The organism is Actinoplanes sp. NPDC024001 (assembly GCF_040638955.1).
GTDB lineage: Bacteria > Actinomycetota > Actinomycetes > Mycobacteriales > Micromonosporaceae > Actinoplanes.
In genome coordinates, this window is the sequence record NZ_JBEZZB010000164.1 from 1 (window position 1) to 23,006 (window position 23,006).

A 23,006-nucleotide genomic window follows, 5' to 3' on the forward strand; every position below is an offset into this window, starting at 1 on the left:
CCCGGGCGGCCCGCACGGCGGCGCTCACCTCGCCGGCGTCCGCGCACCGGGCGATCGCGGCCGGCCGGGTCGTCACGGCGGCGTTCCAGAGGCGGCGGGCGGCATCGAATCCGGCGTCCCCCGGGGGCAGCAGGCGCTCACCGAGCAGAGGACGCAACGCGCTAACGACGGTCATTCACAGCAGGTTAGGGGCGAGTCACCGCGGGTGCCGTCGGTAAGGCGACACGGCACACTGGACGAATGCCGACTCTGCGGCCGTGGGAGTTCCTCGACGCCGACCTCGTGGACGACCCGACTGTCTACGTCCCCTACCGGACCCGGCTCGAGCTCCGCGGCGGCGAGAGCATCGAGGTGCCCGCCGTGACGATCCGCATCTATGACTTCACCGGGCGGATAGCGTTCGAGCCGGAATCGTGCGGCAGCGTCCCGATCGCCGACGTCGCCGGCGGCCGGATCGACATCCGGCCGGCCCCGCAAGGGCTGAAGCAGCTTCGCGAGCGGCACCCGTGGGCGTACCGGATGTGGCGTCCGAACGAGGCGATCGTCGTCCACCAGTGGGCGCGTGACGGCCTCGCGTTCGAGGAGATCGCGGAGCGCGTCGGCCGGCCGGCCGAGCACGTCGCGACCAAGGTCGACCGGGTCGAGGCCCTGCTGCGCGCCGCCGGCGGCGTCCCGCCACGGATCACGCCACCGTCCGGCCTGAACTGCACCCTCGTGGAACCGGGCACGCAGCATCGCCGCTACGAGCCGCCACCGTGGTACGCGGTGCTCGCCCCCGACGACCCGACCGTCCACTTCCCGTGCACGCTGCACCTCGTCCCGCACGGTTCGCCGGACATCGACGTGTCACCGCTGAACGGCTGCACCCTGGACCAGCACGGCTGTTCCTTCACGACCCTGGGGTCCTCCGGCTATCTGGAACTCACCGACCTCGCGTCCGGTTGGGTGGAGATCCAGCCGGCGCCGGACGACCTGGTCCGGCTGCGCGAGGCGCACTCCGAGGCCTACCGTGCCTGGCGCGCGGATCACGCGAAGCAGGTCCTGTACTGGGGCCGCGAGGAGCCGCGAGCCGAGCCGGACGCGCTGGCCGCGCGACTGGCGCGCCCACCGGCCCACATCGTCGCCAAATACCGGCACATCCAAGCCGTGGCCGACGTCGTCTTTCCCACGCCCCGCGCCGAACCCGCCCCGTTGCACCGGCACGAACCGCGCGGCGGCGACGATTACGCGGTGGCGGTCACCGAGCGCTGCACGCCTCGCGCCGTCGCCGCCCGCCACGGCGTCGCACCCGTTCTGGCGATGGGCTGGGGTTTCCTCGCCCCGCTCACCGACGACCAGATCACCGCCCTGCGGGCCGACCGCGACGTCGTGTACGTCGAGCAGCCCGGCATCGTCGAGCCGGCTATCGGGCCGGCTTGACCTGGGAGAGCATGAAGTCGGTCACGGCCGGGGCGAAGGCCGGCCCGAGCTGGGGCACGTGGCGGCCGCCGTTGATCGTCCAGGTCCGCACGGTCGACCCGTCGGCGCAGCCCTGCTCGTAACTGCGTACCGAGGTCTCGGCGGCCGGCAGATCGACGACCAGGTCCAGCGAGGCCGCTGCGCGGCCGGACTCGGCGCACCCGTTGTGGCCGAGCCACTGGGCGACCGTGGCCGGCGCCGACGGGTAGGCGTTGCGGCCGTTGCGGCCGCCGTCGAACGCGATGGTCTCGTCGGCGCTGCTGTGGATGGCGAGCACGCTCACCGGCTCGGACGGCCGGCACTTGGCCGGGTCGTTCCAGGTGGCGCCGTTGAGCGAGACGATCGCGGTGACCTGGTCGGCGTGATCGCAGGCCATCCGGAACGACATGAACCCACCGTTCGAGTGGCCGATCAGATAGACGCGGGCCGGGTCGATCCGGTACGCGCCCTGCAGCGTGGTGATGAGCTCGCTGAGCCGGCGCGAGTCGTCGGGTCCCGCACCGTAGAAGTCGCAGCACGCGTCGGTGGCGTCCCAGAACCGATTGCCCCGGTTGTCGGTCAGCCCGTCCGGATAGGCGTAGACGAAGCCGCGGCGCTCCGACTCGGGAGTGAGCCGCATGTAGGACTCCATCTCGCTCCCGTAGGAGGTGTATCCGTGCAGCCCGACGACCAGGGGTGCGGGCCGGCCCGGATCGTACGACTCCGGGACGTGCACGGTGACCTCGCGGCCGTCGATCGTGACCGTGCCGGTGCCGCTCGCCGGCATCGCCGGCGGGGCATCGGCCGGCGGCTCGGAGTCCGCCGCGGAGTCGCAGGCCAGCATCATCATGAAGGCCACCGCGACGGCGACCGTCGCCCGAAGCGGGCTGCTTGCTCGCATACCGGCGGGGATCAGAGCAGCGCGTACTCGACCATGGACGCCGCGGTGGCGGCGGCCTGCCAGGACAGCACGGTGGCTGCGGCGGCGGACACGACGATGGCGAGTCGTCTGACGGCACGCATGGTGGCCTCCCTCGGATCGGCGGCATCGCGGGCCGCGTGGACCGTCCATCCTGGTCGAATTCCCGGGCGCCGGGAATGGTCCATCCAGCCACATTGATGTGCCCCGCGGCCGTGCGGTTTCAAGCGGCATCAGCATCGGCCGCCGCGCTGCCGGCCGCGCTCAGCACCGCCCGCGCCTCCTTGCCGGCGACCGCTGCCGACTCGGCGTCACCGGACCGGCGGTGGGCGGCCGCGAGAGCCCGCAGCGCATGCCCCTCCAGCAGGTGGAACCCGGACTGGCGGGCCAGCGCGACCGCGCGCAGGGCGAACGACAGCGCCCGGTCCGGCGCCTCCTGGACGGCGGCCAGCCCGGTCAGGGCGACGATCTCCGGATACCGGCTGCCGCTCTGCTGCGCCAGCGCCAGCGCCTGCTCATGCCGGGTCACCGCGTCAGCCGTACGCCCGAGCGCGGCCACACACGTCCCGGCGGTGTTCAGGGCGTCCGCCTCGTACCGAAGATTGCCGCTGTCGTGTGCCAGCCGCACCGCGCGCTCGGCGAGCTCGGCGGCATGCCGGCCGCGGCCGGTGGCGCGATGGGCCTCGGCCAGCATCCGCAGGGTCTCCGCCTCGCCGCTGCGGTCGCCGATCTCCCGGTGTAGGACCAGAGCCCTTTCCAAATTGGTCAGAGCCTCGCCGACGCGGCCCTGCTCCAGCCGGACCCGGCCCAGGTTGCCCAGGTCGACCGCCTCGCCGAGCGGGGACTGCAGCGCCCGGTCCAGCTCCAGGGCGCGGCGGTGATGCTCGGCGGAGCGCTCCAGGTCGCCGAGATCCCAGTAGACGGCGCCGAGATTGCCCAGGTTGACGGCCTGCCCGGCGACCCGGCCGGTGGCCTGCGCCAGGGCCAGCGCCTGCGCGTAGTGGTCGGCGGCCTCCGGCAGCCGCCCGGCCCACCAGTAGACGTTGCCGAGGTTGCCGAGCGACGCGGACTCGCCGTCGGTCCAGCCGCACGCGCGGTTGAGCTCCAGCGCCTGCCGGTAGTGCGCGATCGCCTCGTCGTAGCGGCCCTGCCGGCCGTGCACGTCGCCGAGGCTGAGCCGGGCGGCGGCCTGACCGGCGAGATCGCCGGCGGCGGTCGCCGCGGCCAGCCCGGCGGCGGCCACGTCCAGCCAGTCCAGCGTGTACATCCGCAGCCAGAAGTAGCCGCGCAGGGCGTCGGCGATCAGCCAGGCCGCCGCGGCGCCCCGCTGCGCGGCGTGCCGGACGGCTGCGATCAGATTCGGACGCTCGGCGTCCAGCCAGGCCAGCGCGGCCTGGTGGTCGCCCGGGTCGGTGACGTGCGGCGACGGCAGCCGCAACATCTCGGGATTGAGCGTACGGGCGGCAGCCAGCGTGTCGGCGACGTAGCGGTCCCGCCAGCGTGCCACCGCCGCCTCGCGGGCCGCCGTCTCCTCCTCGGCGCCGGCGCGCTCCGCGGCGTAGGTGCGCAGCAGGTCGTGCCAGGTGTAGCGACCCGCGGCCGGCCGGTCGAGCAGGTGGGCGGCGGCGAGCCGGTTCAGCAGGGCGGTCGCCTCCGGCTGGGGCAACCCGGCCAGGGCGGCCGCAGCCGCGGGGGTGGCGTGCACCGCGGGAACCAGGCCGAGCAACCGGAACAGGCGGCGCTCGGCCGGATCGAGCGCCGTGTAGGAGGCGTCGAACGCGGCCCGCACCGCGCTGTCCGGGTCGTCCTCGACGGACAGCGCGTCCAGCCGGTCCCCGGTGAGCCGGGCCACCTGGTCGGCGAGGCCGCCGGTCAGCTCGGCGGTGGCGATCCGCAGCGCCAGCGGCAGGTAGGCGCAGAGCCGGCAGAGCCGGGCCGCCGCGTCCGCCTCGGCGGCGACGCGTTCCGCGCCGACCAGCCGGTGCAGCAGCACGCCCGCCTCGTCCTCGGTGAGCACGTCGAGGGCGAACCGGCGGGCGCCGTCGCGGGCGACCAAGCCACCCAGACGATGCCGGCTGGTCACCAGGACCAGGCAGCCCGGCGTGCCGGGCAGCAGCGGCCGGACCTGCTCCACGCCGGCCGCGTCGTCCAGCACGACCAGCACCCGCCGGCCGGCCAGCGTCGAGCGGAACAGCGCGGCGGCGGAGTCCTGCTCCACCGGGACCTGCTCGGCGGGAACGCCGAGCGCGGTCAGGAACCCGGTCAGCGCCTCGATCGGCCGGACCGGCGGCGCGGCCGCGAAGCCGCGCAGGTCGACGTAGAGCTGACCGTCGGGGAACCGGTCGCGAGCCCGGTGCGCCCAGTGCACCGCGAGGGCGGTCTTGCCCACCCCGGCGGTCCCGGTGACCGCCGCGACGGCCATCGCGCCGGTGTCGCCGGCCAGCTCGTCGAGGCGTTGGAGCAGGTCCGCCCGGCCGGTGAAGGCGGAGACGGCGGCCGGCAACTGGGCCGGGGCCGGCATGGCCCGCTCCGGAGGGGCCGGCGTCACCTCGCCGGCCAGGATCGTCCGGTGCAGCTCCTGGACCGCCGGGCCCGGCTCCACACCGAGCTGCTCCACCAGGACGGTGCGCAGCTCCGCGTAGGCGGCGAGCGCGTCGGCCTGCCGGCCGGCCCGGTGCAGCGCGAGCATGAGCTGCGCCCACAGCCGCTCCCGCAGCGGGTGCTCGGCGACCCGGCCGCGCAGCTCACCGACCAGGCCGTCGCGGCCGAGCCGCAGGTCGAGGTCGATGCGCTGCTCGACCACCTCGAGCCGGCGCTCCTCCCACCGGGCCACGGCGGGGGCGAGCCCGTCGACCGCGATGCCGTCGAGCGTGGGCCCGCGCCACAGTGCCAGCGCCCGGTAGAGCAGATCGGCCGCCTCGGTGGGCGTCGCGGCGCGGGCGGAGGCCGCCGTCAGCTCCTCGAACCGGTCGGCGTCCAGCTCGCCGGGGAGCAGCTCCAGCAGATATCCGGGTGGCCGGCTGGCCAGGCACTGCCGGCCGGTGCGCCGCAGCGTGCGGCGCAGCTCGGCGACGCTGCCCTGCAACAGGGCGCGCGCGGTCGGCGGCGGGCTCTCGCCCCACAGACACTCGATCAGGCGGTCGGTGGAGACGACCCGGCCGGCGTCGACGAGCAGCGCCGCCAGGAGCGCGCGTTGCTGCGGGCCGCCGACCGGGACCGGGTCATCGCCCTGCCACAGCTCCAGCGGGCCTAGAATCCCGAACCGCATGGCTCCACTGTGGCCCGGTGGGGCCGCGCGCCCAACCGGATTTCGGCCGGTGTCACTACCTGTTGGTGGCGTGGCTGAGCGTGAAGGCCGAATCCACCGGGGTGCCCGACGGGGTCTGGCAGTCCACGTCGATCGCGGAGCTGGAGCCGCTGGAGAACAGCTCGGTCACCGAGCAGACCGCGGTCGACGACCCGTGCGCGGTAGCGACCGGGTTGCCCTGGTCGAAGGCGGGGATCCGGTTCAGCCGCACCCGGTACCGTCCGGTGCCCTCGTGCTCCACGGTGTTGGTCTCGCCGCCCTGCATGGTGAAGCTGTGCCGGGCGTCGGGGGAGTAGGGCACCCCGATCGGGGCGGACGGCTGGTTCGCCCACACGTACCCGCCGAGGTCGGCGAAGCCGTTCGGCAGGTGCCGGTCGGTGTAGCGCAGCGACCAGGCGGTGTCGGTGGGCTGGCCGGCCGCGGTGAAGCAGCGCACGTCGGCGGTGCGCACGTTCCAGGACCGCACCTTGCAGTAGTTGGCGTTGAAGCCGTACGCGCTGACGTGCACGACACCGCCGAGCTTGGTGAAGCCGCTGCCGAAGTCCACCGACCAGGCGCCGGTGCCGGTCCTGGTGACGGTGTTCGGGGCGCCGCCGGAGTTGAACGAGTAGCGGGCGTCGGGCGCGCCGCTGACCGGCGGGTGCGCCAGCAGGTAGGCGCTCTGCTTCTGCGGGTCGTTGCTGCCGCGCTGGAACTGCACGGTGAACTGGGTGTCGGCGAGCGCGCCGGACGGGCTGTGACAGATCACGCCGACGGCCATGGCGCCGTCGAGCGGCAGCCAGTAGGTGGCCTTGCACCGGTTGTCGTGGTCGCCGTACGCGCTCACCTGCACGTTGCCGCCCTGCGTGGCGCCGAGGCCCGGCATCCGGACCTCGTAGTCGCCGGCGCGGTAGCGGGTCACCGTGTTGGTGCCGCCGGTCGAGTTGGCCGACATCCGCGCGTTGGCGACGTACGAAGGGTTGCTCGGCTGGTCGGCGAAGGCGAAGCCGTACTGCGCCGCCTCACCCGCTGCCGTGACCGGCGGGGTGGCCGGCGCGGCCGCCGCCGGGCCGGCGGTGAGCAGGGCGAAGCCGCCGAGGACGGCCGAGCCGATGATCGCGCGAGGTGCGCGTCGCATGGTTCCTCCTGGATCTGATCGGTACGCCGGTCCGCGGTGGACCGGCGGGAGGAACTCTGCGGCCCGCCTCTCGGCGCCCGATGGGAAAAGTCTGGGGACGCCTAGTCGGGGACCGGACTGACCGATCGGCGACAGGGTTCGATGATCACCACGGGGATGTCCCTCGTGGTCGCCGTCTCGTATTCGCGGTAGGACGGCATCATCGTGACCATCAGCTGCCACAGCCGCGGTCGTTCCCCGGCCGCGGCGATCCGCGCCCGCGCCGCAACGGTCTCACCGCCGACCTGCAGGGTGACGTCGGGATCGGCGACGAGATTGAGGTACCAGGCGGGGTGCCGGTCGGCGCCGGCGTTGGACGCGGCGACGATGTAGCGATCCCCGTCCCGCTGGTAGAGCAGGACGGTTCGGCGCAGCTTTCCCGACCGGCGGCCGCGCGTGGTCAGCAACAGCTCGGTCATGCCGGGCCGGGCGTTGCCGTCGGTCTCCACGAAACGGCGGATGTGGTCGGCCACCCAGGGGTTCGGGCTGTCCCAGATCTCCTCGGTCATCAGGCGGCCTCCACACCCAGGTGGGTCCGGTGGTGCGCGGGGGTGTCGATCTCGTCGATCAGCGCGACGGCGAGATCGGCGTACGAGATCCGGCTGGCCGCGCCGGCGGGCGCCGTCCGGTACCGCCCGGAGCGTCCACCGCCGTGGTCGAAGTCGCCGGCCGGGCTGACGACCAGCCAGTCCAGCCCGGCGGTGGCGGTCCGCAGCACCCGCGTACCGGCGGCGTGAGCGAGGTAGAACGAGCGGTACTCCTGCGGATAGCCGGGCGTGTCCATCAGCGCCACCCCGTGCTCGGTCGCGAGCACCGACGCCAGGCCGACCACGATCAGCCGCGGCACCCCGGCGCGGGCCAGCCCGTCGATCAGGGCCCGGGCAGCGCTGGTGTAGAAGACGTCCGGCTGTGCCGCCGCGTCGTGCACGGCGCTGATCGCCGCGTCGTGTCCGGCGGCGACCCGGGCGACGCTGTCCCCGTCGGTCACGTCACCGGCGACCACGTGCACGCCCGCACCGGCCAGGCCGCTGTGCCTGCCCGGGTCGCGGACCACCGCCGTGACCCGGTGACCACGCCGGCGCGCCTCGTCGACGGCCGCCCGCCCGGCCCGGCCACCCGCACCGAAGACCACCAACCTGCCCATCCGGACACCCCCGTTTTTCGGCCGGCCCGGTCGCCGGCGCCGCCGCAGACCGTATCCGGGTGGGCGGTTACCGAACGGATACCGGTTACCGTGAGGCCGTGACTTACCGTGAGGCCGTGACGACGACGCCCCTCGATCCCGACATGTTCGATCCGGTCTGCCCCTCCGGTCTGTCGCCGATCCGGGTCGGCGACAAATGGGCCGGCATGATCATCCGGTGCCTGGAGCACGGGCCGCGGCGCTTCTCCGAGCTTCGCCCTCCGCTGCGCGGCATCACCGCGAAAGTGCTGACCAAGTCACTGCGAACACTGGAACGCGACGGCCTGATCACCCGAACCAGCCATCCCGAGCCGGCGCCTCGCGTCGAGTACGCGCTGACGCCGCTGGGCCGCAGCATGCTCGAGCCGATGGCCGCGGCGTGCGCCTGGGCCCGGGAGCACTGGGACGAACTGCTCGACGCCCGGGAGGCCGCCACCCACGGTTGACGGACGTGTTCGCGTAGGCGGGCGCGCACGGCGGAACCCTGACCTCCCGCCCGGAGCTATCCGCTTGGCGACAGATCAGCGGTCGCTTCGCCGCGCGGCGGCGAGGATGACAGCGACAGTCACGCGCGGGGCGACGACCTGCCACCCGGCGTTCGCCTGCCTGCAAGGAGCAGCATGACCGTCAACATTCGGGGGAGTTCCGCGGTCGCCGGCCGGCCGGCGGGCGGGTCGCTGGACCATCTGCGAACCCTCATCCAGGCGCTGCCGGTGCCGACCGCTCCGCTGACCTTCCCCAACCGGGATGCGGCGCTCGGCCTGGCCCTGATGGACCTGTCCTTCCGGCTCGACCACCTGCCGCGGCTCTCCGAGCACCTGACCCTGATGGACCGGGGCCACATGAGCCGGTCGATCAGCGTCGACGTGGACCTCAGCGTCATCTCCGGGCGGCTGTGCGACACGCTCATGGTGCCGGGCGAGGCGGCGCCGGGCGGGGCCGGCAAGTCGCTGTGGGTGCCGGTCTCCCGCTACAGCCGGCGGGACCTGGCGCCGGTGGTCATCCGGGACTCGAACGGGGACGTCGTGCCGCAGCTGTCGCACCGCGACGCCAACCGGGTCACCGCCGCCGCGTTCGTCAAGCTGCTGTTCATGCTGATCAACGCGCATCAGGACGTGGCCGCGCCGGCCAGCCCGATCCATCAGCTGCGGCACACCCATCAGCGGTCGCGCTGGCTGATCGAGGCGGCGATCACCGAGCTGCTCACCGTCGGCTCACCGGTGGGGCAGCGGCTGCACACGCCACTCGATCACGCTGTCCTGCCCGAACCGGGCACGCGGACCGGGAACTCGCGGTCCGTACGTGATCTTGCGCTGGCCGGTCTGGACGCGCTGTTCCCGGCGGCGGGCGGTGATCATCCGATGGTGCCGTTCGCCCGCCTGCTGCAGCTGGCCACCCGCCAGTTCAGGCTGGTCGCGCAGCTCGGCCTGGACCGGCCGCGCCGCTTCTTGACCTGGGAGGCGCCGCTGCTGCCGGCCCAGCACCGGCCGGCGCCGCTGCAGACGCTGGCGAAGAACGTGCTGCCGCTGAACCGCGAGTTCGTCGTGGAGTACGAGACCGAGATCCCGCGGTCGGTCAAGGCGTACCACCTGACCCTGGAGGTCCGGCAGGAGATCAGCGTCCGGCGGTTCCTGATGTCCAGCAACGTCGACGAGGAGTTCGTCGAGGTCCTGGCTCAGGACCTGGAGTCGGTGGCCCGCCGCGTGCAACGGCTCGGCAGCCACCACAAGCTGCTCGAACTGGAGATGCAGGGCATCGCGTCGAGGCTGGCCGAGCTCGGCCGCCGCCGGCTGGTCGACCTGGCGAGCTACGAGGCCTATCTGGCCCGCCTGCCGATCCCGGTCGGCGTGGAGTCGGCGCCCCCGCTGCGCAGGCTGACCGCCGACGAGGTCATCGCGGCGCTGTCCGCGGGTGACTGTTCGCTGGACGTGCTGTCGGCGTTCTGCGCGCACTACGCCGCGGACGGGCTGCAGCACCTGGCCAGGAGCGGACTCGCCGGGCCGGCGCTGCTGAACATCGCCAACGGGCTGCGGGACGCGCAGGTGGGCCGGGACGTGACCACGGACAACGACCCGCGCGAGCACGGCGCCCACGCGCATTGGCGCCGGCCGTCGGTCGATCTCAGCCCGCAGTCGACTGAGCCGGTCCGCGCGGTCGCCTACATGGCGCTGGCCGACGAGGCGCCGGCCCTGATCGAGAGCATCACCCGGATGGTGGCCGGCCTGGCGCTGATGGTGCTGGGCATCGGGACGCTGCTCTCCGGCGGGCTGGCGTGGCTCTACTCCGCGGAGGTGGCCGAGGGTTTCGCCCCCGAGCAGGCGGACGCCGTCGTCGCGGTGCTGCTGCTGGTGCCCGGGTTGCTGCTGGCCCGGCTCGCGCTGCCCAGCACCAGGTCGGTGCTGGGCCAGCTGCACAAGTTCCAGCGCACGCTCGCGGCCGCCTCGGTCGTGGTGACCACCGCGCTGGCGATCGCGGTCGGCACGGTGCGCTCGGACGTCGAGATGGCCCGGCTGTTCCAGCTGGCCCTGGCCGTGCTGCTGCTGATCCTGCTCTGTTGTCTCTGCGAGTTCTACGCCCGGCGGGCGCACCGCAGCAGCTCGGTGCCCCGGTCCACGCGGGTGCCGCGCTGGCTGCGCGACGCGCGCCGGGCCACCCGGCGCACCGTCGAGCCGGACGACTTCTTCGACGCGCGGGGCGAGGTGTGAGGTGACGTCGCCCGCGAGCTCGACGAAGTCGTCGGAACTGGCCCGGATCGCGGCGGAGGCGGCCGGCATCAGCTCCGCCTCGGTCCAGTTCACGATGATCCACGGGCCGGCGAACGGTCATGACGGGCCGCTGCCGATGGCGATCGACAGCGCCGACCCGGACAAGGACGATCCGGACGCCTGGCCGACCGACTTCCTGCACTTCTCCGTCGCGGGGCTGTCGGTGTCGACGTCGACGTGGCCGTCGGCGATCTCCGCGTTCAGCGGCCGGGTGCAGATCGGCCCGCCGGAGCACACCGGGCGCCGCGACACGTTCTCGTACTCCGGGCACGCCGTCCCGAATCCCGGCTTCATCCACCAGTCCACCCGCAAGGTCGAGGTGCTGATCACGCTGGGCAACCAGCACTGGTCCCCGAACTACCGGGAAGCGCTCATGCAGGCGCTGGTCATCGAGAAACTCACCGGGCTGGCCGCCGAACGCGACACCCCGGTGCTGCACCTGCACACGCCGGTCGCGCCGTTCCCGCAGACCCATGTCTCGGAGCGCGGCGACGGCTCCAACGAGCGGTTGCGCGATGCGATCGGGCCCTGCCTGCGCTTCGCGATCGGCGTGGACCCCACGATGTCCGACGTACGACTCGACATCGAGACCGAGCTGGCCACCCTCGCCGAGGAGTACGGGTTCGGCCTCAAACTGAACGACCAGCGATTCAACCGGGCCCGTGGCGAGTGGTTCACGATCCGTGGCTTCGACCGGGAACGCTACCGCCAGGCACGTGCCCGGTCGTTCCCCGAGTCGTCCGCGCTCGTGCCCCGGCGGGCGATGATCGCGAGCGTCGTCGGTCCGTCCCGGGCCGGGACCACCGCGGCGGTCGTGGCGGCGTTACGGGCCCGCGGCATCGGGGTGCTGGCCGCGTCGATCTCCAGCATGCGCAAGACGACCTTCATCAACCTGGTGCTGCCGGTCGCGGCCGCGTCGCCCGGGAAGTTCCCGCAGTGGTCGGGCGGCTGGCGGGAGGCGCTGCCGAGGCTGGTCGACTGCGCCGGGCACGGGTCCGCGGCCACCGGCGAGACCGACGAGAGCCTGATCGCGGACTGGAAGGTGGCGCTGAGCCCGGCGATGCGCTGCTCCTATCCACAGTCCAGCCAGCAGACCGGGGCGACGACGACGGGCCGGGTGCCGTACCCGATCTGGTTGTGGTGGCAGTTGCCCTACCGCACGGTCGACACGCCGGTCCTGCTGGCCGAGGTGCAGGCTGCGCTGCAGCCGCACACCCGGCGGTGCGAGGTCGCCTACGCCCAGTCCCGGTTGTGCCGCGGCGATGTCGTACGGGGTCGCGCGAAGCTGATCGTGATGCTCTCCCAGGAGCACCGTGACCACGCGGCGGTGCAGCGACTGCTGACCGACGCCGCGGAGGCGGCGCAGGAACGCATCCGGGAGCGGCTGCCCGCGGTCGGCCACGTCGACGCCGGCAAGGTGCGGTTGCGGTTGTCACCGCGCGAGCGATGGCTCATGTACGCCGGGGTCTCCGGTTGAGCCGCACCTCCTGGCGCAATTGCGGGAAGACGTGGGACACCTTGCTGATCAGGTAGTCGCCGTACGTACCGTGAAATGCTTGAAGATCTTGACCGTCCCACCGGGAGACGCCGTCCGTGCGGCTTGCCGCACGGCGAGGCAGCGGCGGGACCTCGGCGGTGAAATCCGGGTCGAAGAAGAACGGAAAGGACAGCCGGTCGCGGCCGCTGACGTTACGGACCCGGTGCGGCGTCGACCTGTACCAGCCGCCGGTCAGCCGGTCGAGCATGTCGCCGATGTTGCACACGAACGCGCCCGGGACCGGCGGCGCGTCGATCCAGCCGTCGGCTGAGCGCACCTGCAGGCCGCCGTTGGCGTCCTGGGCGAGCAGGGTGAGCAGGCCGTAATCGGTGTGCTCGCCGACTCCCCAGTCGTCACTGTCCGGTGGCGACGGCGGATAGTGGAAGATCCGGAACAGCACCGTCGGATCGGCGGTGTACCCGTCGGCGAAATAGCCGGCGTCGAGGTCCAGGCTGACCGCGACGCCGCGCAGCACCGCCTGCGCGGTCGTCGTCAGCGCCGCGAGGTAGTCGAGCACAGCTTCCCGCAGCTCCGGCACCTGGCGGGGAAAGAGGTTGCTGCCGTGCAGCGGCAGGCCGGCACGCACGCGGGGGTCGTCCGCGCCGAGTTCCGCACCGAAGTACAGCCCCTCCTTGCGGTCCGGCCGGCCGGAGGTCAGCTCGGCGCCGACTGGGAAGTATCCGCGCCAGGCCGCACCGCCGTGCGACATGGCGATCTCCATCTTGTCCGCCTCCGGCAGGCGGAAGAACCGCCGGGCGGCGGTGTCGAGCCGGCTCAGCAGCTCGGCCGGCACGCCGTGGCCGACGACGTAGAAGAAGCCGCTGTCGCGGCAGGCGCGCTCGATCTCAGCGGCGACCTGGCGCATCGGTGGACCGGGCCGCCCGATCAGCGCGGACACGTCGACGACCGGCAGCTCACGCATGGCACCAGTCTAGGTACGGGCCCGGCCAGCGACGTTGATTGGTATTTCGATGCGTTGGGTACAGCAGGGTCCGCGGCAGACGCCGCCGACGAAACGGAGCAACGACATGCTGATTCTGGGTCTCATCCTTCTGCTGCTGGGCATCTTCCTGAACGTGTCCATCCTCTACACGATCGGCATCATCCTGCTCGTGATCGGCGCCGTGCTCTGGATCCTCGGTGCTGTCGGCCGCCCGGTCGGTGGTCGAAAAGTCTGGTTCTAGACGCCCGGGGCCGGCGCGCCCGGGTGCAGGCCGGTGGATCTGGCGGCCTGCACTGCCCGGTCGAGAGCGTCGCGTTCGGCGATGCCGAGCGCCCGGGCCAGTGCCGCCACATTCTCGAACTCCGGCATGACCTGCACGATCACCCCGTCCGCGTGACCGACCTTCACGGGGATGGGGTGGCCGTCCACCCGCACCGGCACGAAGGTGCGTTCCAACGCGGTCTTGCCACGTGCTGACGCCCGTACCCCGAGGGTGCTGGTGTCGCGGAAGATCCGGGCCCGGACCGCGTCGACCGCGCCGGGCGCGCAGAGCGCGGCCAGCGTGTGCGCCGGCCGGCCCTTCTTCATCAGGATCGGCGTCAGCCAGGCGTCGTCCGCGCCCGCGTCGAGCAGCCCGGCGAGCACGCCGGGCCACAGCCGCGGGTCGAAGTCGTCGACATTGGCCTCCAGCTGGACGCAGTCCTCAGCGGCGCGGGGCGCGGCGCCGAGCAGGGCCCGCACCACGTTCGGTCGGCCGGGGGTGTCCCGGCTGCCGGCGCCGACACCGACCGCGGTGATCGTCAGCGTGGGCAGGTCCTCGCAGGTCGCGGCCAGGGTGCGCAGCAGGGCCATGCCGGTCGGGGTGGCCAGTTCGCCGCTGCCGCCGGCGCGCACCTGCCAATCCCGGCACAGTTCGGCGACGGCCGGCGCCGGAACCGGCAGCAGGCCGTGAGCGGCGCGGACCGTGCCGGAGCCCACGGACACCGCGCTCGCCGAGACGGTGGCGATGCCCAGCGCGTCGGCGGCCGCGCAGGCGCCGACCACGTCCGCGATCGCGTCGAGCGCCCCGACCTCGTGGAAGTGCACCTCGTCCGGGGTGACGCCGTGCACGGTGGCCTCCGCGGCGGCGAGACGGGCGAAGACCTCCGCCGCCCGCGACGACGGGTCCAGCAGGCGGCGGATGTCGCGCCAGGTGCGGTGCGGCTGATCGGCGGCGATCGGGGTGACCTCGATCTTGCGGGCCCGCAGGCCGGCGCGGCGCACGTCGGTGGCGGTGATCCGCACCGCGCCGGGCAGCACCGCGTCCACCGCCGCCTGAATGTGGCCGAGGTCGGCGCCGGCGTCGTGCAGGGCGCCGAGCAGCATGTCGCCGGCGATGCCGGCGGACGCGTCGATCCAGAGATGGGTCACCGTCACCCGTCCATCTCAGGGGCAGCTCAGCCGGATCGCAAGCGGTTGCCAATTGCGGGCCCGGTTGAGCGTGCGGCATGTCCGACGGACGTTCGCCCCCGTCTACGACGTGGCCGAGCACCCGCTGGCGGGCGCTGCGCGAGGCCGGGCTGGAGCTGGACCTGCCGGTGCGCCGGACCGGGCCGCACGAGCCGACCGTCGCCGGCCGAGGTCAGTAGTAGAACGTGACCAGGTCGAGGCCCTCGCCCTCGGTGCAGGCCAGCCACTGGAACAGCGCGTACGCCTGCATGCCGAACTCGTCGTCGGGCAGGCAGGAGTTGGGCGCGTGCGCCAGCCGCTCGGCCGGGGCGGCCAGCTCGGCGTTGAGCTGGTGCCCGACGGCCGGGAAGTCGGCGTAGGGCAGGGGCACCGGCGAGCCGCTGGAGATCAGGCCCTCCAGGGAGAAGCCCGGCGCGAGGAGACCCGCACTCGCCAGCGCCTCGTCGACCACGCGCAGATAGTCCCAGCCGGAGAACGGCCCGAACCCGTGGTTGTGCTGCCGCTCGCCGCTGCGCTCGCACAGGTGCTCCAGAAAGTACCGGTACGCCGAGCCGAGCCGCTCGTCATAGGGCTCGCCCATGATGACCTGCCGGGCGATGTCGGCAAGCGTGACGGCGTCGTCGCCGCGCAGCTCGTTGACGTGCTCCTGCAGGTCGTGCCGGTGCTCCGGGAAGCTGGCGGCGTATTTCTCCGCCAGCCCGGCGTCTCCGCTGCCGACCTGCCCCCGGATCTTCTCGATGTCGACCGCGTAGGCGGTGATCCCGTAACTCATGCGCGGGATGCTAGCGGCGACCTCCGACAGCTCTCCGCCACCGGAGGTCGCTGCTGTCGACCGGCGCGGTCACGTTCAGGGTCGGCGTCCGGCCGTCGAGGCAGAACCTGGTCGAGGTGACGTCGATCGGTGGATCAGCGGTCGCGGTCGAAGGCCTGACGGACGCGCTCCGCGGCGCGGCGGGTCGGCTCGTCGAAGAGCACCAGGCGGACCAGTTCCACGGAGGTCGGCGCGGCGTGCAGCGCGGTCAGCGCCTGGAGGACCGCATCGTCCTTCGGCCACCGGTACACCCCGGAGGAGATCAGCGGGTATGCGACCGACCGGGCACCCAGCTCGTCGGCGACGGCGAGCGACGTGGTGTAGCAGCTCCGCAGCAGCGGCGCGCGGTCCTCGTCCGTGCTGAACACCGGTCCGACGGTGTGGATCACCCACCGGGCCGGTAGCCGCCCCGCGGTGGTGGCCACCGACTGGCCGGCCTTCAGGCCTTTGCCGTACCGGCTGGCGCGCAGGGCGCGGCACTCCTCCAGGATCGCCGGGCCGCCCTTGCGGTGGATCGCTCCGTCGACGCCGCCGCCGCCCAGCAGCGACGAGTTCGCCGCGTTGACGATGGCGTCGACCTGCTCGACGGTGATGTCACCGGTGACCAACTCGACCCGCACCGCGCTGCCTCCCACGTCAGGGATGCTAGCTCTGATCTCGTACCCTCGCCGCGTGCACGTTGCCGAGATCCGCCGCTTCCCGGTGAAGTCCATGCTCGGCGAGGTGGTGTCAGCCGCCGAGGTGGGTGAGCGAGGCCTGGCCGGCGACCGGCTGTGGGCGGTGCGCGACGGGGACGGCAAGTTCGGCAGCGGCAAGAACACCCGCAGGTTCCGGCGGATGCCGGGCCTGTTCCGCTTCCGGGCGTACGCGGCCGAGCCCGCCCCCGTCGTGGAGATGCCCGACGGGCGCCGCTTCACCGCCGACGACGCCGCCGGCCACCGGGCCGTCAGCGAGATCCTCGGCCGCGCGGTGACCCTCACCCCGGAGGCGGCGGTCCCGCATCACGACGAGGGCCCGGTCAGCCTGCTGAGCACGGCGTCCCTGCACGCCCTGTCCGAACTCGCCGGCGGTGAGCCCGGCGGCGGGGGTGTCGACCCCCTCCGGTTCCGGGCCAACCTGCTGCTCGACGGCGCCGGGCCCGGCTTTGCGGAGGACGACTGGCCGGGACGCCGGCTCCGGGTGGGCGCCGACGTCGTCCTGCGCATCGTCCGCCCGCTCACCCGATGCGTGATGATCGACATGCCGCAGGACGGCGCTGTGGAGCGCAACGACCTGCTGAAGACCCTCGCCGGCCATCATGAGATGACCCTCGGCGTGGTCGCGGTCGTGGAAAGCCCGGGCCGGATATCCGCCGGCGATCCGTGCGGATGGACCTGACCAGCCGGACGTTCGCGAGGTCCGCGGAGCCCCGTGCGGGTGTCAGCGGCCCACCGACTCGTTGCTGATCGGGTAACGGCGGGCGAAGCGCGGCCCGTACATGCCGTTGCGGCAGGCGGCGGCGGTGCGGCAGACGCGCACGTCGTGCGACGCGTAGGCGAGGAACCAGCGCAGCTTGTCCTCACGGACCTCCGGCGGCAGGTTGACCGGGCGCTGGACGGCCCGGTAGCCCTGGTAGCCGACGAGCCAGTGCGGCGTCCGGTAGAGCCGGTGGGCGGCCTGCGCGAAGTAGGCGGCGCTGTGGTGGTCGGCGTGGTCGCCGTCGCCGAGCGAGCCGGTGTAGTCCAGCGTGCGCACGACGCGCGGCTGGTGGGCGGTCATCACGGCGGCCAGCGTGTCGATCAGGGCCTGCCGGCTGTACCTCGCGGTTCCGTCGATCGCGCGGATCGTGGCGATCTCGCCGCTGAACAGCTTGTGCAGGGTCTGGTAGCCGTGCACCGCGTAACCGTGCCCGTCCGGCAGCCGCAGGAACAGCAGCTTGATCGGCGCGCCGATCAGCGACCGGCGGAGCACCTTGCGCCCGGCCAGGGTCACCGTGTCGGCGGTCCACCGGTTGGCCACCCCGGCCATCGCGGCGTAGGCCGCCATCGCCCCCGCCTCCCGCCCGCGCCAGTAGGCCGCGGGCCGTCCCGCGTCGCCGGCGGTCACGAACGCCGTGGTCACGCACCTGCCGTCGGCGATGTCGCGGCTGACGTCCGGGTTGATGAAGAGCAGGTCGTCGTCCTGGTGGGCGACCACGTTGAGCGTTCTGGTGCAGCCCGGCGCGGCCGGCGCGGACGCCGCCGGTGAGACCAGGACGCCGCCGGCGATCAGCGCGGCGGCGAGCATGCGGCGCAACCTCATGGCCCGAGGGTGGCGAGGCGGTGGTGCCGCCCCGGTTCGCCCCCGGGAGAAGTTCGGTTGCGCCGACCTACAGCGAGGCCGGACCCCGTTCGGCATGGTGGCCCGGACCCGCGCTGATCCGCCGCCCTCCGGGGAAGATGATCTCCGCTCGGGCACCCTCCTCGATGATCAGCTCACCGCCGTCAACCCGCCGGCTCACCGCGATCAGCGTGGGGTCTGTCGACGGCCCCGCAGGCGATAACGGCCGAGGTCGCCGGACAACTGACACCGGCGATGGCAGGGCAGGCTCACCCGATACGGTCCTGCCGCCAACTTTGTGGTGCGGGGGAGGTCTGATCCCCTTCCGGAGGCTTCTGCCATGCTCGCGCCATCAGTTGCGGCGTCTTCATGATCACCGAGGTGGAGATCGCGTAGAGGACGGCGATGCCCGCGATGGTTGCGGTCTGCAGGCCGAACTGCCCCGCCCAGGCCGCGGTGAAGTCGACGCTGGGAGTGGGTTTCCACGTCAGCAGCGCCCACATCAGTCCGCCCAGCAGCGCGCCCACGGCGGCGAGCCCACCGATCATTGCCAGCGGCACCATGATGGCGGTGAGCGCCGGATTGCGGTCGGAGCTGGAATGGCGGCGACCATACTGGATGATCAGTGCGAGTGCCGCCAGGGCGACGTAGGCGATCGACACCACGTCCCACCGCAGCGAGGCGATGAACTCGCCCCAGTGAGGGCCGTCGTTGACCGGCCGGTTGAGGACGAACAGAGCGACCCCGTTGCCCACGATGTACGACGACGCCAGCCACAGCGCCTGGATCGCCAGCATGGCGATCGTCGTCCCCACAGCGATCACCGATCCCAGCGGCCCGATCCGCCGGATCCTGCCGTAGGCGCGGACGGTCCCGTCGATGGTTCGGCGGGTGTACTCGACAGCGGACCTGCCGAACGCGAACCAGTCCAGGACGAACTTCGAGACCAGGAAGATGGTCACGATGATCGAGCCGGATCCGAACATGTACCTCAAGATGTTCGCCAGGACGTCGTCCGGTTTCAGCAGCTCCACGCGGCGACCTCCTGCCCGTAGCCGTTGCGGCAGAGTCTGGCACCGACAGGGCACGTCGATAATTCATCGTCGTGTCACAAAGGCCGGCCGATCAGGCACCACGTGCTTGATGATCGGCCCGGCACGCTCCTCGCGAATCGGCAGGCGGCGCCGGATCGGCAGCGGGCGATGACCCGTGAGTACGCTGCCCCGCATGGTTGCACCGGCCCACGACGATCTCGGTCTCGGTTCCTGGCGGCGTGATCCGGGCACGGTGGTCCGCCAGGCCGTGTCCGTGCCGGCCGGCGACCCGGCGCCGCTGGTCATCATCGCCGAGTCTGAGGTGCCCGGGGTGGCGACCGAGTGGTCGCCGCACTCGCACCCGATGCACGAGCTGGTCTGGGTCCGCGGCGGGACGCTGACCTCCCGGATCGGCAACCGGATCTTCACCGTGCCGGCCGGGTTCGGCATGTGGCTGCCGGCCGGGGTGGTGCACGGCGGCCGGCTGACGGCCGCGGCGGAGCTCCACGACGCGTTCTTCGCCCCGGAGCGCACCCCGGTCGCGTTCGCCGGACCGACATTGATCACGGTGACGCCGCTGCTGGAGTCGTTGCTGCTGCGCCTGGAGCGTGACGATCTCGACTTCGGCGCGCGGGCCCGGACCGAGGCGGTCGTGTTCGACGTGCTCGACCCGGCCGAGCGGCAGTTCGCGATCGAGCTGCCGGGGGATCCGCGGATCGACACGATCGCCGAGGCGCTGCTCGCCGATCCGTCCGACGATCGCGGCCTGCTGGAGTGGGCGGCGCAGCTGGGTGTGAGCGACCGCACGATCACCCGGGCGTTCCGCTCCGCGACCGGGTTGTCGTTCGCGCAGTGGCGCCAGGCCCTGCGGGTGCACGAGGCGCTGGCGCTGCTGTCCGAGGGCGTCGACGTGCGGGGCGTGTCGGAACGGCTGGGCTATTCGCAGCCGAGCACGTTCATCGCGGCGTTCCGGCGGGTGATGAAGGTGACGCCCGGCGCGCTGGATGTCCGGAATCCCGTATCGCCTGTCCTGGGTGCGGGATTGCCGACAAGTTGATCTTCACCTAGCCTCCGTAAGGCAAGGCAACCCTAAGTTGCCCGGGATTACGGAGCTGATCGATGTCCACGACGCCGGCCGTCTTGCGTGGTGAGCAGCTGACGCTTCGCTACGGGAAGACCGCGGTGGTGCACGGTGTCTCGGTGACGCTGGCGCCCGGCCACGTGACGGCGCTCGTCGGGCCGAACGGGAGCGGGAAGTCCACCCTGCTGCGCTCGCTGGCCCGGCTGCATCGCGTGGACGGCGGCGAGGTGCTGCTCGGGCAGCGTGCGGTGTCGCTGCTCAGCGCCCGCGAGTTCGCCCGCGAGGTCACCCTGTTCGCGCAGTCGCGGCGGGCCCCGCACGGGCTGACGGTCAGCGAGGTCGTCGCGTTCGGCCGCCATCCGCACCGGCGCCGCTTCGCCGGTCCGTCGGCGGCCGACCGCACCGCCGTCGATCGTGCGATGGACGTCACCGGCGTACGGCGGATGGCCGACCGCCCGGTCGGCGAGCTGTCCGGTGGCGAGATGCAGCGGGTCTGGCTGGCCGCGTGCCTGGCCCAGGAGACCGGCGTCGTGCTGCTCGACGAGCCGACGAACCACCTGGACCTGCGCTACCAGATCGAGACGCTCGACCTGGTCCGCGACCTCGCCGGCGAGCACGGCGCCGCCGTCGGCATCGTGCTGCACGACCTCGACCACGCCGCCCGCGTCGCCGACACCCTCGTGCTGCTGCACGCCGGGCACATCCACGCCGCCGGCGACCCGCGCGCGGTGCTCACCACCGAAAACCTCAGCGAGGTCTACGACCTGCGCGTCGAGGTCGAGGCCGATCCCCGCACCGGCCGCCTGCGCATCGACCCGGTCGGGCGGCATCCCGCCCGCAACCGCAACGCCGCTCCGGCGGCCACCACGATCCACCCAGGAGAGACAGTCGCATGATCCCTGTCAACCGCCTCGCGGCCACCACCGCGACGCTCGTCGCGCTTGCCGCGCTCACCGCCTGCGGCACCACGAAGGTCGACGAGCCCGCCGCCGGCGGCTCCGCCGCGCCCGCGTCGCAGACGTGCGCCGAGGACACCACCACGACCGCGACCGGCCCGGTGTCGATGACCGACGGCGTCGGCCGCAAGGTGGAGCTCGCCAAGCCCGCACAGCGCGTCGCGGTGCTGGAGTGGCAGCAGACCGAGGACCTGCTCACCCTCTGCCTCACCCCGGTCGCGGTCGCCGACCCGAAGAGGTACGGCACCTACGTGAAAGCCGAGAAGCTCCCGGCGACCGTCGTCGACGCCGGCCAGCGTGGTGAGCCCGACCTCGACGCCCTGTACGCCACGAATCCCGACCTGATCATCGTCGAGGCGTTCAAGGCCGACGACGAGCTGATCACCAAACTGGAGAAGCGTGGCGTGCCCGTGCTCGCCACGGTCGGCGCCGACGCCTCCGGCCAGATCGCCAACATGAAGAAGGTCTTCTCGATGATCGGTACGGCCACCGGCCGCACCGAGCGCGCCGACCTGGTGCTCCAGCAGTTCGACCGGCACCTCGCCGAGGCCAAGCGGAAGGTCGCCGCCGCGAACGTGACGGCCAGGGACTTCCTGTTCTTCGACGGCTGGATCGAGGGCGGCAACGTCGTCATCCGCCCGTACGGCAAGGGCGCCCTGTTCACCGAGCTCGGCGAGCAGCTCGGCCTGACCCCGGCCTGGACCGACAAGATCAACGCGGCGTACGGCAGCGGCGGCGTCGACCCCGCCTACGGTCTCGCGCAGACCGACATCGAGGGGCTGACCGCCGTCGGGAGCGCGACGCTGTTCTACTCCGACGACGAGACCCCCGACAGCTACGTCAAGGAGCTGACCAAGAGCCCGATCTGGACCGCGCTGCCGGCGGTGAAGGAGAAGCGGGCGTACGCCTTCCCCGCAGGCGTCTGGGGAGCCGGCGGCCCGCTCTCCAACGAGCAGGCGATCGACGCGTACGTGAAGATCCTGACCCGGGGATGAGCGACCTCCGGGTGCGGCGGGCGCTGCCCGCCGTGGGGCTCGGTCGCGGCGTGAGCGGGGCGGTCATCCTGGCCGCCCTGCTCGTCGTGGTCGTGGTGGTCGGCCTGTGGCACGTGACCCAGGGCACCTCCGGGGTCGGGTCCTGGGATCTGCTGCGGTACCTGTTCGGCGCGCGGGCGGACGTCGGCGGCGTACCGATCGGGAATGTGCTGACCGGCTCGCGCCTGCCGCGCGTGCTCGCCGGGATCGCGGTCGGGGTGGCGCTCGGCGCCGCCGGCGCGCTGTTGCAGTCGGTCACCCGCAACGCGCTGGCCGCGCCGGACACCCTGGCCGTCACCGCGGGCTCCTATTTCGCGCTGTGCGTGGTCGCCGCGTTCGGCCTCGCGGTGCCGCTGTGGGCCTCCGGCGCGGTGGCGTTCGGCGGCGGCCTGCTCGCCGCGGCGCTCGTGCTCGGCCTGGCCGGCAGCGCCTCCGGCGTCGGCACGACCCGGCTGATCCTGGCCGGCTCGGCGGTCGCGATGGCGCTGCTCATCCTGTTCCGGGAGAGCACCACCGGCCTGTACGCGTGGGGGAGCGGCTCGCTCGCGCAGCTCAACCTGGACGCCGCCGCGCGCGCCGCCCCGGTCGTCGTCGTGGTGCTCGGCGCCGCCCTGCTGCTGTCCCGGCGCCTCGACGTGCTCGGTCTCGGCGACGACACCGCCGCCTCGCTCGGTGTGCCGGTCCGCGCCACCCGGCTCGCCGCGGTGCTCTGCGCGGTCCTGCTGACCAGCATCTCGGTGACCCTCGCCGGCCCGCTCGCCTTCGTCGGTCTCGCCGCGCCCGTCGCCGTACGCCTGGCCGCCGCCCGCATCGGCGTGCTGAGCCGGCACCGCTTCCTGATCCCGGCCTGCGGCCTGGTCGGAGCGCTGTTCGTGCTGCTCGCCGACGCCGCGCTGCGGGCCGTGATGGGTGCGCAGGCCGCCGCCTCGATCCCCACCGGCGTCCCGACCTCGCTGCTCGGCGCGGTCGTCATCGTGCTCCTCGCGCTGCGGCTGCGCGACGCCGGCACCGCCCGGGAAGCGCCCACCGCGCCCGTCGCCGTCCGCTCCCGCCGCCGCTTCCTGACGGTCCTGGCCGTCGCCGCCGTGCTGCTCGC

23 protein-coding genes are annotated in these 23,006 nt (G+C 72.9%); 11 read left to right on the forward strand and 12 right to left on the reverse strand.

The features are described from left to right. Positions 1-240: 240 nt before the first annotated feature. Positions 241-1,419 (forward strand): hypothetical protein, encoded by a 1,179-nt coding sequence (locus AB0F81_RS41115; RefSeq protein WP_360207354.1) that lies wholly within the window; start codon positions 241-243, stop codon positions 1,417-1,419. Here AB0F81_RS41115 and AB0F81_RS41120 read toward each other — a convergent pair. The 5 genes from AB0F81_RS41120 to AB0F81_RS41140 form a co-directional block, all read right to left on the reverse strand. Continuing rightward, entirely contained in the window at positions 1,403-2,338 is a 936-nt protein-coding gene (locus tag AB0F81_RS41120) for an alpha/beta fold hydrolase (RefSeq protein WP_360207357.1), read from the reverse strand. The two genes, AB0F81_RS41115 and AB0F81_RS41120, sit on opposite strands and share 17 nt — an antisense overlap. A 241-nt stretch (positions 2,339-2,579) precedes the next feature. Then, entirely contained in the window at positions 2,580-5,624 is a 3,045-nt protein-coding gene (locus tag AB0F81_RS41125; RefSeq protein ID WP_360207359.1) for a BTAD domain-containing putative transcriptional regulator, read from the reverse strand. 55 nt (positions 5,625-5,679) lie between these two features. Then, entirely contained in the window at positions 5,680-6,780 is a 1,101-nt protein-coding gene (locus AB0F81_RS41130; protein ID WP_360207362.1) for a hypothetical protein, read from the reverse strand. 101 nt (positions 6,781-6,881) lie between these two features. Continuing rightward, a complete protein-coding gene (locus AB0F81_RS41135; RefSeq protein WP_360207364.1) occupies positions 6,882-7,328 on the reverse strand; it encodes a nitroreductase family deazaflavin-dependent oxidoreductase in 447 nt (148 codons plus the stop codon). Further along, entirely contained in the window at positions 7,328-7,963 is a 636-nt protein-coding gene (locus AB0F81_RS41140) for an NAD(P)H-binding protein (RefSeq protein WP_360207366.1), read from the reverse strand. The genes AB0F81_RS41135 and AB0F81_RS41140 overlap by 1 nt, the downstream gene beginning before the upstream one ends. A 98-nt stretch (positions 7,964-8,061) precedes the next feature. Here AB0F81_RS41140 and AB0F81_RS41145 point away from each other — a divergent pair, with 98 nt between their 5' ends. The 3 genes from AB0F81_RS41145 (at position 8,062) to AB0F81_RS41155 (ending at position 12,244) form a co-directional block, all read left to right on the forward strand. After that, positions 8,062-8,448, forward strand: a complete 387-nt coding sequence (locus AB0F81_RS41145; RefSeq protein ID WP_360207368.1) for a helix-turn-helix domain-containing protein — start codon at positions 8,062-8,064, stop codon at positions 8,446-8,448. Positions 8,449-8,622: 174 nt separating this feature from the next. Then, a complete protein-coding gene (locus tag AB0F81_RS41150) occupies positions 8,623-10,707 on the forward strand; it encodes a hypothetical protein (RefSeq protein WP_360207371.1) in 2,085 nt (694 codons plus the stop codon). 1 nt (position 10,708) lies between these two features. Further along, the gene (locus AB0F81_RS41155; RefSeq protein ID WP_360207374.1) at positions 10,709-12,244 is read left to right on the forward strand and encodes a hypothetical protein; all 1,536 of its coding nucleotides are present in this window, start codon (positions 10,709-10,711) and stop codon (positions 12,242-12,244) included. Here AB0F81_RS41155 and AB0F81_RS41160 read toward each other — a convergent pair. Beyond that, complete coding sequence (locus AB0F81_RS41160; protein ID WP_360207377.1) at positions 12,219-13,226, reverse strand: 2-oxoglutarate and iron-dependent oxygenase domain-containing protein; 1,008 nt, start codon at positions 13,224-13,226, stop codon at positions 12,219-12,221. The genes AB0F81_RS41155 and AB0F81_RS41160 overlap by 26 nt on opposite strands. Positions 13,227-13,332: 106 nt before the next feature. On the opposite strand from AB0F81_RS41160, the gene AB0F81_RS41165 reads away from it, so the two are divergent. Further along, positions 13,333-13,488 carry a hypothetical protein gene (locus tag AB0F81_RS41165; protein ID WP_360207379.1) on the forward strand — a complete coding sequence of 52 codons (156 nt, stop codon included), beginning with the start codon at positions 13,333-13,335 and terminating at the stop codon, positions 13,486-13,488. Here the strand turns inward: AB0F81_RS41165 and larC are convergent. Beyond that, positions 13,485-14,663, reverse strand: coding sequence for a nickel pincer cofactor biosynthesis protein LarC (gene larC, locus AB0F81_RS41170; RefSeq protein ID WP_360207382.1), 1,179 nt, complete (start codon positions 14,661-14,663; stop codon positions 13,485-13,487). The two genes, AB0F81_RS41165 and larC, sit on opposite strands and share 4 nt — an antisense overlap. Positions 14,664-14,734: 71 nt before the next feature. Here larC and AB0F81_RS41175 point away from each other — a divergent pair, with 71 nt between their 5' ends. Next, positions 14,735-14,875, forward strand: coding sequence for a hypothetical protein (locus tag AB0F81_RS41175; protein ID WP_360207385.1), 141 nt, complete (start codon positions 14,735-14,737; stop codon positions 14,873-14,875). On the opposite strand, the gene AB0F81_RS41180 is transcribed toward AB0F81_RS41175, so the two are convergent. Together AB0F81_RS41180 and AB0F81_RS41185 are read right to left on the reverse strand one after the other, a co-directional pair. Continuing rightward, entirely contained in the window at positions 14,869-15,468 is a 600-nt protein-coding gene (locus tag AB0F81_RS41180) for a hypothetical protein (RefSeq protein ID WP_360207388.1), read from the reverse strand. The genes AB0F81_RS41175 and AB0F81_RS41180 overlap by 7 nt on opposite strands. Positions 15,469-15,602: 134 nt before the next feature. Continuing rightward, positions 15,603-16,127, reverse strand: a complete 525-nt coding sequence (locus AB0F81_RS41185) for an O-acetyl-ADP-ribose deacetylase (protein ID WP_360207411.1) — start codon at positions 16,125-16,127, stop codon at positions 15,603-15,605. A gap of 52 nt (positions 16,128-16,179) precedes the next feature. Here AB0F81_RS41185 and AB0F81_RS41190 point away from each other — a divergent pair, with 52 nt between their 5' ends. Further along, complete coding sequence (locus AB0F81_RS41190; protein WP_360207390.1) at positions 16,180-16,884, forward strand: MOSC N-terminal beta barrel domain-containing protein; 705 nt, start codon at positions 16,180-16,182, stop codon at positions 16,882-16,884. Between the two features lie 42 nt (positions 16,885-16,926). On the opposite strand, the gene AB0F81_RS41195 is transcribed toward AB0F81_RS41190, so the two are convergent. The 3 genes from AB0F81_RS41195 to AB0F81_RS41205 form a co-directional block, all read right to left on the reverse strand. Further along, complete coding sequence (locus tag AB0F81_RS41195; RefSeq protein ID WP_360207392.1) at positions 16,927-17,787, reverse strand: PIG-L family deacetylase; 861 nt, start codon at positions 17,785-17,787, stop codon at positions 16,927-16,929. A 67-nt stretch (positions 17,788-17,854) separates the two neighbouring features. Next, a complete protein-coding gene (locus AB0F81_RS41200) occupies positions 17,855-17,986 on the reverse strand; it encodes a hypothetical protein (RefSeq protein ID WP_360207395.1) in 132 nt (43 codons plus the stop codon). 88 nt (positions 17,987-18,074) lie between these two features. Further along, entirely contained in the window at positions 18,075-18,839 is a 765-nt protein-coding gene (locus AB0F81_RS41205) for a hypothetical protein (protein ID WP_360207398.1), read from the reverse strand. Between the two features lie 193 nt (positions 18,840-19,032). On the opposite strand from AB0F81_RS41205, the gene AB0F81_RS41210 reads away from it, so the two are divergent. The 4 genes from AB0F81_RS41210 to AB0F81_RS41225 form a co-directional block, all read left to right on the forward strand. After that, a complete protein-coding gene (locus tag AB0F81_RS41210; protein WP_360207401.1) occupies positions 19,033-19,896 on the forward strand; it encodes an AraC family transcriptional regulator in 864 nt (287 codons plus the stop codon). 62 nt (positions 19,897-19,958) lie between these two features. Continuing rightward, the gene (locus AB0F81_RS41215) at positions 19,959-20,816 is read left to right on the forward strand and encodes an ABC transporter ATP-binding protein (protein ID WP_360207403.1); all 858 of its coding nucleotides are present in this window, start codon (positions 19,959-19,961) and stop codon (positions 20,814-20,816) included. Further along, on the forward strand, positions 20,813-21,871 hold the full coding sequence (locus tag AB0F81_RS41220; protein WP_360207405.1) for an iron-siderophore ABC transporter substrate-binding protein: 1,059 nt from the start codon (positions 20,813-20,815) through the stop codon (positions 21,869-21,871). The genes AB0F81_RS41215 and AB0F81_RS41220 overlap by 4 nt, the downstream gene beginning before the upstream one ends. After that, a partial coding sequence (locus AB0F81_RS41225; protein WP_360207408.1) for an iron chelate uptake ABC transporter family permease subunit occupies positions 21,868-23,006 on the forward strand: 1,139 nt, incomplete at its 3' end. The genes AB0F81_RS41220 and AB0F81_RS41225, both read left to right, overlap by 4 nt.